This is a genomic window from Rhodothermales bacterium (assembly GCA_013002345.1).
In the GTDB taxonomy this organism is placed as follows: domain Bacteria; phylum Bacteroidota; class Rhodothermia; order Rhodothermales; family JABDKH01; genus JABDKH01.
Genome location: JABDKH010000075.1, coordinates 1 through 14,256, shown reverse-complemented (window position 1 = coordinate 14,256; position 14,256 = coordinate 1). Strand labels below are relative to the sequence as shown.

The following is a 14,256-nucleotide window of genomic DNA, read 5'->3' as shown; positions in this document are numbered from 1 at the left end:
CCCAGTTTTATTTCCGTACGACGGATGTGACGGGGGACATTGAGCTTCCCGAGGGTGTGGAGATGGTGATGCCCGGCGACAACACGCAGTTCAAGGTGCAGTTGATCGTTCCGGTGGCCATGGAGCAAGGATTGCGCTTTGCGATTCGGGAAGGCGGTCGGACCGTCGGGGCCGGCGTCGTCTCCAAAATCGTCGACTGATCCCTCAATAATGTGTCCGCGTTATCGACGGATCCGGCGCTATCAGGCATCCTGTGGACAGATTGGTCGTAATGCCGGGGATAAACGGGCGTAGCTCAATTGGCAGAGCAGCGGTCTCCAAAACCGCAGGCTGCAGGTTCGAGTCCTGCCGCCCGTGCAGAATGGAAAGGATCCGGTTACAGGCCGATGCGTAAACGCTAAGTTATTCCCTGATGCCGCGGGCATCACAAAAACCACCTGGAGCAGTATGAACGTCAAGGCCTACATGGAGGAAGTTGCAAAGGAGATGCGGAAGGTCAGCTGGCCCTCACGCAAGGAGTTGATCAGCAACACGCTCGTAACGATCGGAGCTACCCTGGCGATCTCGCTATTCATTTATGCGGCCGACTGGGTCATAAATCAGATTCTTGAGATCATTTATCAGTAGTCGACTACCCTGTCGGGCCAAGCCGTCATGACAAAGACCAAAGTTCAAGACCTTCGGAAGTGGTACGTACTGCGGACCTTCTCCGGGCACGAGAAAAAGGTCAAGCAGTATCTAGAGAGCGAGGTCGAGCGCATTGGGCTTACGGACAAGCTCGGCGATATCATGATCCCCACGGAGACCGTTTTCGAAATGCGTCAGGGCAAGAAACGGACGCGCGAAAAAACGTTTTTTCCTGGCTATGTCCTTGTAAATGCGTTTTTGGACAAGGAGTTACAGCACGTCATCTCCAATGTCCCGTCGGTTGTCGGCTTTCTGACCACGGGCGACCAGCCGACTCCGCTTCGCCCCGACGAGGTAAATCGAATCCTCGGCAAGATTGATGAGGCGCGCGAGCTTGGCGAGCAGCCCGAAATTCCGTTCAGTGAGGGTGACGCAGTAAAGGTCGTTGACGGCCCGTTCAACAATTTCACGGGATTCGTCGAGGAGGTCTATCCGGACAAGATGAAGGTCAAGGTGATGGTCTCGATTTTTGGCCGCAAGACCCCGTTGGAGCTCGATTACCTGCAGGTGGAGCACGAAGAGTAGGGTTGTCTGAAGATTGTGTATAGGTATTCTGTTGGCGGAACATCTGTACGTGCTCTGAACTTAGATATGGGCTAGAGCCTTTTTCAGCCCAGAATATTATTAGAGCGGGAGCCGGGTCCGTTCGGCGTTTGCACCGCGAGCATCTATGGCGAAGAAAATTGACGGATACATAAAGCTGCAGATCAAGGCCGGACAGGCGAATCCGGCACCTCCCATCGGTCCCGCGCTTGGACAGCAAGGGGTCAACATCATGGAGTTCTGCAAGCAGTTCAATGCGTCGACTCAGGATCGAATGGGTCTTGTTCTGCCGGTCGTAATTACGGTCTTTTCAGACAAGTCCTTCACCTTCATTGTCAAGAGCCCTCCGGCCGCAGTGCTGCTGAAGATGGCGGCCAAGATTGAGTCAGGGGCGGCAGATCCCCTTCGAGAGAAGGTTGGGTCCGTGACGTGGAATCAGTGCCTGGAGATCGCCGAGCGCAAAATGGAAGATCTGAATGCGATCGAGCTGCCCAGAGCGGCCAAAATGATTGCCGGAACTGCCCGCTCGATGGGCATTACGGTTGAAGGTGTACCGGAAGGAGTCTGAGTCGGTTCTGACCGACGATTCCACTGGTCAACCATCTCGTGAACCGCGGGAGCCCGGAATGGCAGGGGCGATTGTACCGCAAAACGAAGAAATACATGCCAAAGAAAGGTAAGCGTTTCAGGAAGGCGCACGACGCTGTGAAGGAGGTAAACGGGGTGATCAACCTCCAGCTTGCGGCCGATTTGGTCAAGCAGACCGCTACAGCGAAATTTGACGAGTCTGTGGACATTGATGTGCGGCTCGGGGTTGATCCGCGGCACGCAGATCAGCAGGTTCGGGGCACGGTGGCTCTCCCGCATGGAACCGGTAAGACGGTTCGCGTCCTCGTGCTCGCGAGTGAGGGCAAGCAGGCGGAGGCCCGCGAAGCAGGGGCCGACCACGTTGGTCTGGATGACTACCTCGAGAAAATTCAAAAAGACGGCTGGCTGGAGTTCGACGTACTCGTTGCTACGCCCGACGTCATGGCCAAAGTTGGCAAGCTGGGTCGTTTCCTGGGTCCGCGGGGCTTGATGCCCAATCCCAAGAGCGGCACCGTAACCATGGATGTTGCCCATGCCGTGCACGAGGTCAAGGCCGGGAAAATCGACTTTCGGGTCGACAAGTTTGGAAACCTCCACTGCTCCATCGGCAAAGCGTCGTTTACACCTGAGCAGATCGTTGACAACGCCACCTCGTTCCTGAAAGAGGTATTGCGGCTCCGACCGGCTGCTGCCAAAGGCGTCTACATGCGCTCCGTGACCATGTCGACCACGATGGGTCCTGGCATTGCAGTCGACAAGAACGAGCTACTTAACAGGTTGCGCTAGTCCAACGCGTCCAGAGTTTACCGGAGAGACAGGAATGGCACTAACGAAAGAACAGAAATTTCAGTCGGTAGAGGAGATCTCGAGCTTGCTCGAGAAGTCGCCTATCGTGTACATAACGAACTACAAAGGCCTCGATGTTAGCCAGGCCGGTGAGTTACGTAGCCGATTTCGACAGATGGGTGTTGAATACAAGGTGTTCAAGAACACCCTGTTGAAACTCGCGCTGGAAAGGAAGGGTGGATTCGACGAACTCTACGATCACCTGGTAGGCCCGACGGCTGTCGCATTCAGCGAGGACCCGGCCGCGCCCGCCCGAGTCATCAAGAAATACAACGCCGATACACGTGGCGAGCTGCCGAGCTTGAAGGTCGCATACATCGACGGAGCCATCTATCACGCAGATGCGCTTGAGATACTTGCCGCGCTGAAGTCGAAAGAGGAACTGGTGGGCGATATCGCCGGCCTGTTGCTTTCGCCCATCACGACCATCATTGGAGCCATAGATGCACCGGGATCGGCACTCACCGGGGCTCTCAAGACAATTTCCGAGAAGAGCGATGCTTAGCTCGTCCGGACTTCGAATACGAACAGCTAGAACACTAACCCCTTAATGTGCAGCCCAGCCTTCGGGCGAAGACAGCTGCGGGAGATACAACAGAATGGCAGATATCAAGAAAATCGCTGAAGAGCTCGTTGGTCTGACGATCAAGGAGGCTAGCGAGCTGGCACAGCTTCTGGAGGACGAATACGGGATCAAGCCGGCGGCAACGGCCGTCGCGGTAGCTGGACCGATGGGCGGGGGCGACGGCGCTGCCGCAGCAGAAGAGCAAACCGAGTTCGACGTCGTTCTCAAGGCGATCGGCGGCAACAAGATTGCCGTGATCAAGGAAGTGCGCGGTATAACCGGCCTGGGCCTGAAAGAGGCCAAGGAGATGGTTGATGGAGCACCAAACACGATCAAGGAAGCTGCTGGAAAAGAAGAAGCCGAAGCGATTAAAGCGAAGCTAGAAGAAGCCGGCGCTGAGGTTGAACTCAAGTAAGAGTTTCTGCGGTACGGTTGTGGAGTTCATGTGCCGACGCTCGATAAAGGGCGTCGGCTTTCTCCGCATTCAACCGTCCGTTTCGCGTGGAAACCAGGTCGTACGGGATGCGTTAATAATCTGCTACGCCGCCCAGTCTGCCCGGTCCGTCGCGCGTTCGACCGTTACGATTCCCAGGACACTAACACCGTAGAGCGTTTATGCCCAGTCAGAACGGCACGATTGGAAGGGAGAGTTTCGCGAGTATTCAGGAAGTTCGGGACTATCCCGACTTTCTGGACGTTCAGCTCGAATCCTTCAGGGAGTTCGTCCAGGACGATATTGCTCCCGAGGAGCGCGAAGATATCGGCCTGCAGGATGTCTTCAAGGAGCATTTCCCGATCCAGGACAGCAGAGAGCGCTACACGCTCGAATTCCTGAACTACGGGCTGGATGCGCCCAAGCACTCCGTCGATGAGTGCATCGCACAGGGCCTCTCGTACTCAGTGCCGCTGAAGGCGACGCTTCGGCTTTCGCGCAAGGAGGACGAGGACGAAGACGAGGCGGAAGAGGCGATGCAGCAGGAGGTCTACCTCGGCAACCTGCCGTTCATGACCCCGCGCGGCACGTTCGTGATCAATGGCGCCGAACGAGTTGTGGTTTCGCAGCTGCACAGAAGCCCCGGTGTCTTCTTTGGCCAGAAGGTGCACCCCAACGGCACAGAGCTGTTTTCTGCCCGCGTGATTCCATTTCGCGGATCGTGGATTGAGTTCTCCACGGACGTAAGCAACGTGATGTGGGCGTACATCGACCGCAAAAAGAAGCTGCCGGTCACATCGTTGCTTCGCGCACTCGGATATTCGGCGGACGCCGACATCGTTACGCTTTTCGACCTGGCTGACGAATTAAGTACGAAGACCAAGAGGTCGTTCAAGAAAGCGGTCGGCCGCATCGTGGCGTCAAATGTGTCGATCGAGAACGTGACAGAGGTCGTTGACGAAGACACGGGCGAGCTCCTCGAGGAACGGCGCGAGCGCGAACTTATCCTGCCGATGAACCACGAGGTGGTTGAGGAGGATTACGAGGCACTCAAGGAAGCAGGAGTCGAGAGCATCTTTCTCATGCGAGCGGTTGACGATGATGCGGACGTCGATCGCAGCTCGCTGCTCAACACGCTTAAGAAGGATCCGACGCACTCTGAGGAGGAAGCGCTCGAATACCTCTATTTCAAACTTCGCGGGACGGAAGCCCCGGACCTTGATACCGCGCGCGGCGTCCTGGACCGGCTCTTCTTTTCTGAAAAGCGTTATGACCTTGGGGAAGTCGGTCGCTATCGTATCAACAGCCGCCTGAGGCTGAACCAGCCCCACGACACGCTTACGCTGACGATCCAGGATATCGTTTCCATCATTGGCGAGCTCATTCTGCTGCAGAATGGCAAGAGCACCGTCGACGACATCGACCACCTTGGCAACCGCCGTGTCCGGACCGTCGGCGAGCAGCTCGGCGCCCAGTTTTCGCTGGGGCTGGCAAGGATGGCGCGGACCATCAAGGAGCGGATGAACCTTCGCGACGCGGAGAACTTCACGCCGCAGGACCTGGTGAACGCTCGAACCGTCTCGAGTGTGATCAATACGTTCTTCGGAACGAATCAGCTCAGCCAGTTCATGGATCAGACGAATCCGCTGGCTGAATTGACGCACAAGCGGCGAATGTCGGCGCTAGGTCCGGGTGGTCTTACCCGCGAGCGGGCAGGATTTGAGGTTCGCGACGTACACTACACGCACTACGGCCGGCTGTGTCCTATTGAGACGCCGGAAGGTCCGAATATCGGCCTTATCTCATCACTGTGTGTGCACGCCAAGATCAACGCCTTCGGGTTTATCGAGACTCCGTATCGCGTCGTGGAGAAAGGCAAGGTTACGGACGAGATCCAGTTCCTGACTGCTGAACAGGAGGATAGCGCAGTCATCGCCCAGGCCAACGCGCCCATCAGCCGCAGTGGCAAGTTTGTCAACAAGTATGTCAAGTGTCGGTACCAGGGTGATTTTCCGATTGTACCTCCGAAAGAGGTGCAATTTGTCGATATCGCACCGAATCAGATCGTCTCGCCTGCGGCAAGCCTGATTCCGTTCCTGGAGCATGATGACGCGAACCGTGCTCTTATGGGATCAAACATGCAGCGGCAAGCCGTGCCGCTTCTTCGAGCCGATTCGCCCATTGTCGGTACAGGGCTGGAGGGCCGCATCGCACGCGATTCGCGCGCTGTGCTCTTGTCCGAAGGCAAGGGTGTGGTTGAAGATGTGGATGCAAACAAGATCGTCGTCAGGTACGACCCGGAAGGCGGCGACGAAGATGTCATTTTCGGCGACCTTACCAGCACGTACAATCTGACGAAATTCCGGCGGACGAATCAGGATACGTGCATCAACCAGAAGCCCATGGTCGAGGTCGGCCAGAAGGTGACGACGGGTACCGTGCTTACGGACGGTTTTTCGACTGATAAGGGAGACCTCGCGCTCGGCAAAAACGTCCTGGTGGCCTTCATGCCCTGGAGAGGTTACAATTTCGAGGACGCGATAGTCGTTTCCAGCCGACTCGTCGCCGAGGATGTGTATACGTCTGTCCACATCGAAGAATTCGAGCTTCAGGTTCGCGATACCAAGCGCGGTGAGGAAGAGCTCACGCGAGAGATACCGAACGTATCCGAAGAGGCCACGAAGGACCTGGATGAGCGAGGTATCATTCGAATCGGCGCGGAAGTCAAAGCAGGCGATATTATCGTTGGCAAGATCACACCGAAGGGCGAAACTGATCCGACGCCGGAAGAGAAGTTGCTTCGAGCCATCTTCGGTGACAAGGCCGGAGACGTGAAGGATGCGTCGCTGAAGGCACCTCCGGGAATGAACGGCGTCGTAATCGACACGAAGCTGTTCAGCCGTCGAAAGCTCGACCCAGCCTCCAAGAAGGTCGAACAGAAGCGCCTCGCCGAGATTGATGCCGCCCTCGAAGAACAGCTGGCAGAGCTGAATGGGTCATTCTGGACGAAGTTCTTCAAGCTTACGAAAGGTAGCAAGACCAAGTATCCGGTAGAGAATCGTGACGGCGAAATCGTGGTCAAGGAAGGCGCTGCCTTCACGAAGACGTCGTTCAAGAACGTAGAACCGGTCCAGATTAATTCGCGATCTGTATCGACTGGCACTCGAAAAACAGATGGCCGGATTCGGAAGCTCTTCCGCAATTTTTCCGCGGAGCACAGACGTATAGTCGGCGAGGCGAAGCGAGAGCGCCATCAAGTTCAGATGGGCGATGAGCTGCCTCCGGGCATCGTTCAGCTTGCCAAAGTCTATGTCGCGAAGAAGCGCAAGATTCAGGTTGGTGACAAGATGGCCGGACGCCACGGTAACAAGGGTGTTGTTGCCAAGGTCGTGCCGGTCGAGGATATGCCGTTCCTGGATGACGGGACTCCGGTTGACATCGTTCTGAATCCGCTCGGCGTACCATCGCGAATGAACCTGGGTCAGATCTTTGAGACCCTCCTCGGCTGGGCAGGACACAAACTCGGCAAGAAGTTCGCTACCCCGATCTTTGACGGGGCGTCAATGGAAGACATTACGTCGTTGCTGAACGAAGCGGGTCTGCCCGTCGACGGACGGGCCCAGCTGTACGATGGCTTCTCGGGCGAGCCATTCGACCAGAAGACGACCGTGGGCATGATCTACATGCTCAAGCTGAGCCACCTTGTCGAAGACAAGATTCACGCTCGTTCGATCGGACCCTACAGTCTCATTACGCAGCAACCACTTGGTGGCAAGGCTCAGTTCGGTGGACAGCGACTCGGGGAAATGGAAGTCTGGGCGCTGTACGCCTATGGTGCGGCGAACGTGCTGCAGGAGATGCTTACGTACAAGTCGGACGACGTACAAGGCCGATCCAAGGCCTACGAGTCCGTCGTCAAAGGCGATAATATGCCTGAGGCCGGCGTTCCCGAGAGTTTCAACGTACTCGTCCGAGAACTTCAGGGCCTGGGACTGGAAGTCAGACTTGACTGATTTGCCGACCGACCACCCGCTTAAACGGCACATACTTCATACCACGCAGAGGTCTTAACGAATGCCGTACGGAAAAACGCACAAGATCAAAAAGAACTTCGGCCGTATCACGGTCAGTCTTGCGTCTCCGGAATCGATTCTGGAGCGCTCGTTCGGCGAAGTGCTGAAGCCTGAGACGATCAACTACAGATCGTTCAAGCCGGAGAAGGATGGTCTTTTTTGCGAAAAGATTTTCGGACCCGTCAAGGACTGGGAATGCCACTGCGGGAAGTACAAGAGAATCCGCTACAAGGGGATTATCTGTGACCGTTGCGGTGTTGAGGTGACGCAGAAGGCCGTGCGCCGTGAGCGTGCCGGACATATTACACTCAGCGTACCCGTCGTCCATATCTGGTATTTCAAGACGCTGCCGAATAAGATCGGTCACCTCCTCGGAATCAAGTCCAAGGATCTTGAAAAGATTGTCTACTACGAGAACTACGTGGTTGTCCAGCCTGGCTGCGCGGCGAACCTTGGAATCGAGGAGAAGCAACTCCTGACAGAGGAAGAGTACTTCAACGTCCTGTATCAAATCCGCGAGGATAACAATCGTCTCGACGATGAGGATGCGGACAAGTTCATTGCCAAGATCGGTGGTGAAGCTGTGGAGGACATGTTGAAGCGAATCGACCTCGATCGCCAGTCGCAGGAGCTTCGCTTTCAGGTCAAAACTGAGACGAGCCAGCAGCGCAAGGGTGAGGCGTTGAAGCGCCTGCGTGTAACCGAAGCATTCCGCGAAGCCAATCGCACCATGGAAAACCGTCCGGAGTGGATGGTGATGCGTGTGATTCCGGTTATCCCTCCCGAGCTGAGACCGCTCGTTCCGCTCGAGGGTGGTCGGTTCGCGACCAGTGACCTCAATGATCTTTACCGCCGGGTCATCATTCGGAATAATCGCCTGAAGCGATTGATCGACATCAAGGCGCCGGAAGTTATTCTCCGGAACGAGAAGCGAATGCTGCAGGAGGCAGTCGATTCTCTGTTCGACAACAGTCGCAAGGCCAACGCGGTGCGCTCCGATTCGAATCGCGCGCTGAAGTCGTTGTCGGATATGCTCAAAGGCAAGCAGGGACGCTTCCGCCAGAACCTGTTGGGCAAGCGAGTCGACTACTCGGGCCGATCAGTGATCGTCGTAGGTCCCGAGCTTGGTTTGCACCAGTGCGGTCTCCCCAAAGAGATGGCGGTGGAGCTTTTCAAACCGTTTATCATACGCAAGCTGATTGAGCGCGGAATTGTCAAGACGGTAAAGAGCGCGAAGAAGATCGTCGACCGCAGGACCTCGGATGTCTGGGACATTCTCGAAAAGGTGATCTCCGGGCGCCCCGTGCTCCTCAATCGTGCGCCCACGCTTCACAGGCTGGGCATCCAGGCCTTTCAGCCTGTCCTCATTGAGGGTAAGGCCATACGGCTGCACCCGCTTGTCTGTACCGCCTTCAATGCCGACTTCGACGGCGACCAGATGGCCGTCCACGTCCCGCTGAGCCACGATGCGTGCCTCGAAGCCATGGTTCTCATGCTCTCGAGTCACAACATTCTGAGCCCGGCACACGGAGGCCCGATCGCCGTTCCGACGCAGGACATGGTACTCGGTCTTTACTATATCACGAAGGCGCGTGGTGGCGTAAAGGGCGAAGGGATGCGGTTCTGCTCGATGACGGAAGTCCGGCAGGCCTACGATCAGAACATCGTACATCTCCACGCCCGCATCCAGGTACGCGACTACGAAGGTGAGGTGATAGACACAACTGTCGGACGCGCTTTGTTCAATGAAGTGGTTCCAGATGAGGCAGGGTATGTCAACGAAGTCCTCACCAAGAAGAACCTTCGCTTGATTATTTCGCGTGTCCTCAAGGTTACCGGCTTCACCGAGACCACCAAGTTTCTTGACGACATCAAGAGGCTCGGGTTTGAGATGGCCACTACAGCCGGCCTGACGTTCTCCCTTTCCGATATCATCATACCGGATGCGAAGGAGAAGTTGATCAACTCCGCGAGTGGCGAAGTTGAGAAGGCTCGTGGCAACTATGAGCTGGGATTCATTACGGAGAACGAGCGCTACAACCAGGTTATTGATATCTGGACCCGGACAAACAATCGCGTCTCCGACGTACTCTTTGATACACTCAAGACAGACAAGGAAGGCTTCAACGCCATCTACATGATGGCGGACTCCGGTGCTCGAGGATCGAAGGAGCAGATTCGACAGCTCGGCGGAATGCGTGGTCTGATGGCCAAGCCTCAGAAGAGCCTTGTGGGATCCGCCGGTGAGATCATCGAGAATCCGATTATTTCGAACTTCAAGGAAGGGCTGTCTGTCCTCGAGTACTTCATATCAACGCACGGCGCTCGTAAGGGTCTCGCTGACACGGCACTCAAGACGGCCGACGCCGGCTACCTGACGAGGCGTCTCGTGGATGTTGCTCAGGACGTGACGGTCATGCAGGCGGACTGCGGTACGCTTCGCGGTATCCGTATTTCGGCGCTGAAGGACAACGAGGAAGTTGTGGAGCCGTTGGCCGATCGAATCCTGGGTCGGGTATCGGTTCATGATGTTGAGGATCCCCTCACCGGCGATACCATCGTCGAAGCGAATGAACTGATCGACGAAGAGAAGGCCCGCAATATCTCCGAGACATCGATCGAGGAAGTTGAGATCAGATCGGTCCTCACGTGTGAGTCGAAGCGCGGGGTATGCGCCCTCTGCTACGGGCGTAACCTAGCCTCGGTACGACTAGTGGAGACCGGTGAAGCGGTTGGTGTTGTAGCTGCGCAGTCGATCGGTGAGCCCGGTACGCAGCTTACGCTGCGAACCTTCCACATCGGCGGTACGGCAAGCCGTATCTCGGCTGAGAGCACTATCCAGACGAAGTTTGGGGGCAAGATTCTGTACGAGAATCTCCGGACAGTCGAGCTGGACGATGGGGAAGGAGCCCGGGACGTTGTCCTTTCGCGTCAGGGCGAGATCGTCATTGTAGACCCGAAAGACGACAACCGTCACCTGATTACGTACCTGATCCCATATGGTGCGGAGGTGATGGTGAAGAAGGGTTCCACCGTAGAAAAGGGACAGGTTCTGGCCAGCTGGGACCCATACAACTCCGTGATTCTGTCGGAAGTCCAGGGCAAGGTGACCTTCCAGGACATCATCGACGGCACGACATATCGAGAGGAGGTCGACGAACAGACGGGTCACAAGGAGAAGGTGATTGTCGACAGCCGTGAGCGCAATCTCACTCCGGCGATACTTGTCAAGTCGACTGCGAAGAGCAAGAAAGTGGAGCGTGAATATCCGCTTCCTGTCCGAGCACGTATTCAGATAGACGAAGGAGACAAGGTTCAAGCTGGACAAATCCTCATCAAGATTCCGAGACAGACGGCGAAGACTCGCGATATCACAGGCGGTCTACCGCGTGTCACCGAGTTGTTCGAGGCGCGCACGCCTACCGATCCCGCTGTCGTCAGTGAGATTGACGGAGTCGTGAGCTTCGGCGGCAGGAAGCGAGGGGCGCAGGAAGTGATCGTCACAAGTCGTGATGGGTCGGAAACCCGCACGTATCTCGTTCCCCTGACGAAGCACCGTCTCGTTCACGAGAATGACTTCGTTCGCGCAGGCGAGCAGCTGTCAGATGGCCAGATTTCACCTCAGGATATTTTGAGGATTCTCGGCCCGAAAGCCGTGCAAGAGTATCTCGTCAACGAGGTGCAGGAAGTGTACCGGCTGCAGGGTGTGACCATCAACGACAAGCACATCGAAGTCATCGTTCGGCAGATGATGCAGAAGGTCCGTATCGTCGATCCAGGTGATACAAGCCTGCTGGAAGACGACCATATCGATCGCTTTACCGTTGAGGACATGAATGACGAGCTGCACGACAAGTTTGTCATCACGGACCCCGGCGAGACGACTCTGCAGATAGGTTCTGTGATTGATCGACGTCGACTTCGGGAGATCAACTCAGAGATGAAGCGTCGAGATCTCAGTGGGGCCGATGTGAGAGATACACAGCCGGCAGTTGCTGAGCCTGTTCTACTGGGCATCACGCAAGCGTCGCTTTCAACTGATTCGTTCGTGTCGGCCGCGTCGTTCCAGGAGACGACAAAGGTGCTTACGAACGCGGCGATTCATGCGAAGACCGACGACCTGTTCGGCCTCAAGGAAAACGTCATCGTGGGGCACCTCATCCCGGCTGGAACCGGTCAGCGGAGATTCCAGGATCTCGTGGTTGGCTCCAAGAAGGACCTTGCCGAGCTTCAGGCAGCCATGGCGGCTGGTGGCAATGGAGCGGCAGGCAAAGCGGCGTCCGAGTCCGGAGAGAAGGCTGTTCCGGCTACGTCCTGACAGTTTGATCCAGCGTAGTTAAGAAAGGCCCCGCCTCAGGTGGGGCCTTTTTTTGTTGTGACACGTTTGGGATGATTTGTCCCGAAAACGTGACAGATCCGTCGCACCGGTGCATCAACTGCTTCCGATACTACCCGTTGAGTAGAGGGAACGAACTCAACGGATCAAGACTGAGGGAAGCACAATGAGAATTTCTAACTTTTCGATAGCGGCAATCGTCGTAGCTCTTGTGACCGGTGCAACTTTGGCTTCACCGTCGACCGCTGACGCTTCGACATCAACGTATGCGCAGCAGACTGTCGACGCAGACGGGCGCAAGGTGCGTGTTGTGAGGCATCGCCCACCGGCTCTAAGAGTTGAAGTGCGGACGCGTCGCCCGTCAAGGCGGCACGTATGGATCGATGGGCACTGGCGTTATCGGCATGCCCGCTACGTGTGGGTCAAGGGCCGGTGGTCACCACGCCCCCGTCACAGCGCGATATACGTCAGGCCTCACTGGGTTCGCCGTGGAGGCGGATGGGTCCAGGTAGGTGGCTTCTGGAGATTCTAGGGAAGGCAGGCGAGCGGAGGTGCAACTATACGTCGGTTGCCAGCGTGTCCTACTCCTGCACTCGCCACGGCCAACTCCGAAAAAGGCGTCCATTCCAACAGGAAGGGCGCCTTTTCAATTGACTGGAGTCGGGATGAATTGCGTGTGGCAGGGTGTGGCGAATGCGCAACTCCCGCGCCAACCTTCCGTACTGCGCAATACAGTACATCCCTACACCTTGTAGACACAATGCGATACCCCAACCGAATCCTAGGACTCATGGCGATCCTGGCGCTGCTCCTCGCGCCCGTCGCGAACGCTGGCGACGGCGTCGACATCAAGGACACCATCAAGAAGTCATTCAGCGTAAAGGAGGGAGGCACGCTTTCTCTGGACCTCGATCGTGGTAGCATCGTGATCCGCTCTTCATCGGAGTCGACTGTTCTCGTCGAAGTGGACCGCATAGTCGGCGCAGAATCGAAGGAGGACGCAAAACGAATCCTTGAGCAGCACCAGCTCGAGATCCTCAAGAAGGGGAACGATGTAGTCGTGAGATCCCGATTCGACCAGGACGGGTTCGAGTGGACAAAGTGGAGGGATCGTGATCGTGTCAAGCTGAAGGTCGTAGTGCGTGTTCCGGCGCAGTACAACGTTGAGTTCACCACCGGAGCCGGGAATGTATATGCCGAGGATGTCGATGGCATGGTGAACGGCACAACGGGAGCGGGCAACGTACAGATCGGTCGGGTAAGCGGTCGCGTCAGTATTACGTCGGGCACGGGTAACGTTGATATCGATGGAGCCATGGGACCGGTTGAGATAGCGACGGGTGCGGGTAACATCCGGGTCGGCGAAGTGGCAGGCGAAGTTGTGGCAAATACCGGTGCCGGTAACATTGAAGCCAAGATCATGAGTCAGCCTTCAAGTCGCTCGAAACTCGAGACCGGCGCTGGCAATGTGACGGTTTATCTGTCGGACAGTGTCGGCATTGATGTGCATGCCGAAACCGGAATCGGTTCTGCCGACTGTGATTTCGGCCTGAAGGTGAGTGGTCGGTTTCTCTCGGGGAAGTCATTCAAAGGCAGCGTGAACGGCGGCGGGCCGGCGCTTACGATGCATTCGGGAGCGGGTAGCGTGAGTTTGAAGAAGCAGTAGATTGTATTCGATTGTTTGAAGTGGTGTAGTAGTAGCGAGGGGTGGCTGTCATCGGCAGCTGCCCCTCATCTTTGGTATACGTGGGACCTGAGAACGACCGTCGGAAAGGGGGGGCGAGCAGATACCCGGCGTCGAGGCCGAATAAGGGTAGTCGAGGCCATGGTGGCCATCTTTCTGTAATCTGAAGGCGGGTCGTTTCCCGGACAGTCCACGAGCATCTTCACAGGATCTCCGGAGAGGAACATATGCCTTCTGGTCCCTATTACAAGGCGCTTTGACAGTTTCGGATGGCCGTGATTCTCAAGGGAACTGGAAGAGCCTCGGAATGATGAATAAGCCCCGAGAGCCCCTCAGGATCACCTGTCCGGTCGCTCGGCTTCCCTTGATGTTACTTTGTTTGTAACGGTGGCGGCTATAACCCCAACAGAGATTATTCACCCGGTCATCGTTATGCCGAGTGGTAGCGAGAGATTGTGTTTTCCGGAACGCTAGCACTTGACGTAGTCGGCGAGACAGCCC

11 protein-coding genes and 1 tRNA gene are annotated in these 14,256 nt (G+C 56.4%); all 12 read left to right on the top strand.

Features of this window, described 5'->3' with window-relative positions; all coding sequences use genetic code 11:
• A partial coding sequence (gene tuf / locus HKN37_03920; protein NNE45787.1) for an elongation factor Tu occupies window positions 1–200 on the top strand: 200 nt, incomplete at its 5' end.
• An 84-nt stretch (window positions 201–284) separates the two neighbouring features.
• A tRNA-Trp gene (locus tag HKN37_03915) sits at window positions 285–357 on the top strand.
• A 90-nt stretch (window positions 358–447) separates the two neighbouring features.
• Window positions 448–627 (top strand): preprotein translocase subunit SecE, encoded by a 180-nt coding sequence (secE, locus tag HKN37_03910; protein ID NNE45786.1) that lies wholly within the window; start codon window positions 448–450, stop codon window positions 625–627.
• Window positions 628–654: 27 nt separating this feature from the next.
• On the top strand, window positions 655–1,212 hold the full coding sequence (gene nusG / locus HKN37_03905) for a transcription termination/antitermination factor NusG (protein NNE45785.1): 558 nt from the start codon (window positions 655–657) through the stop codon (window positions 1,210–1,212).
• Window positions 1,213–1,357: 145 nt separating this feature from the next.
• A complete protein-coding gene (rplK, locus tag HKN37_03900; protein ID NNE45784.1) occupies window positions 1,358–1,798 on the top strand; it encodes a 50S ribosomal protein L11 in 441 nt (146 codons plus the stop codon).
• Window positions 1,799–1,893: 95 nt separating this feature from the next.
• Entirely contained in the window at window positions 1,894–2,604 is a 711-nt protein-coding gene (locus HKN37_03895; GenBank protein NNE45783.1) for a 50S ribosomal protein L1, read from the top strand.
• Window positions 2,605–2,638: 34 nt separating this feature from the next.
• Window positions 2,639–3,169: a 50S ribosomal protein L10 gene (locus HKN37_03890; protein ID NNE45782.1), complete on the top strand. Its 531-nt coding sequence runs from the start codon at window positions 2,639–2,641 to the stop codon at window positions 3,167–3,169.
• 94 nt (window positions 3,170–3,263) lie between these two features.
• Window positions 3,264–3,644, top strand: a complete 381-nt coding sequence (rplL, locus tag HKN37_03885) for a 50S ribosomal protein L7/L12 (protein NNE45781.1) — start codon at window positions 3,264–3,266, stop codon at window positions 3,642–3,644.
• 200 nt (window positions 3,645–3,844) lie between these two features.
• Window positions 3,845–7,675: a DNA-directed RNA polymerase subunit beta gene (gene rpoB, locus HKN37_03880; protein NNE45780.1), complete on the top strand. Its 3,831-nt coding sequence runs from the start codon at window positions 3,845–3,847 to the stop codon at window positions 7,673–7,675.
• A 61-nt stretch (window positions 7,676–7,736) separates the two neighbouring features.
• The gene (gene rpoC, locus HKN37_03875) at window positions 7,737–12,053 is read left to right on the top strand and encodes a DNA-directed RNA polymerase subunit beta' (protein ID NNE45779.1); all 4,317 of its coding nucleotides are present in this window, start codon (window positions 7,737–7,739) and stop codon (window positions 12,051–12,053) included.
• 184 nt (window positions 12,054–12,237) lie between these two features.
• The gene (locus HKN37_03870; GenBank protein ID NNE45778.1) at window positions 12,238–12,603 is read left to right on the top strand and encodes a BcpO-related WXXGXW repeat protein; all 366 of its coding nucleotides are present in this window, start codon (window positions 12,238–12,240) and stop codon (window positions 12,601–12,603) included.
• Between the two features lie 258 nt (window positions 12,604–12,861).
• Window positions 12,862–13,737, top strand: a complete 876-nt coding sequence (locus HKN37_03865) for a DUF4397 domain-containing protein (protein NNE45777.1) — start codon at window positions 12,862–12,864, stop codon at window positions 13,735–13,737.
• Window positions 13,738–14,256: the final 519 nt, after the last annotated feature.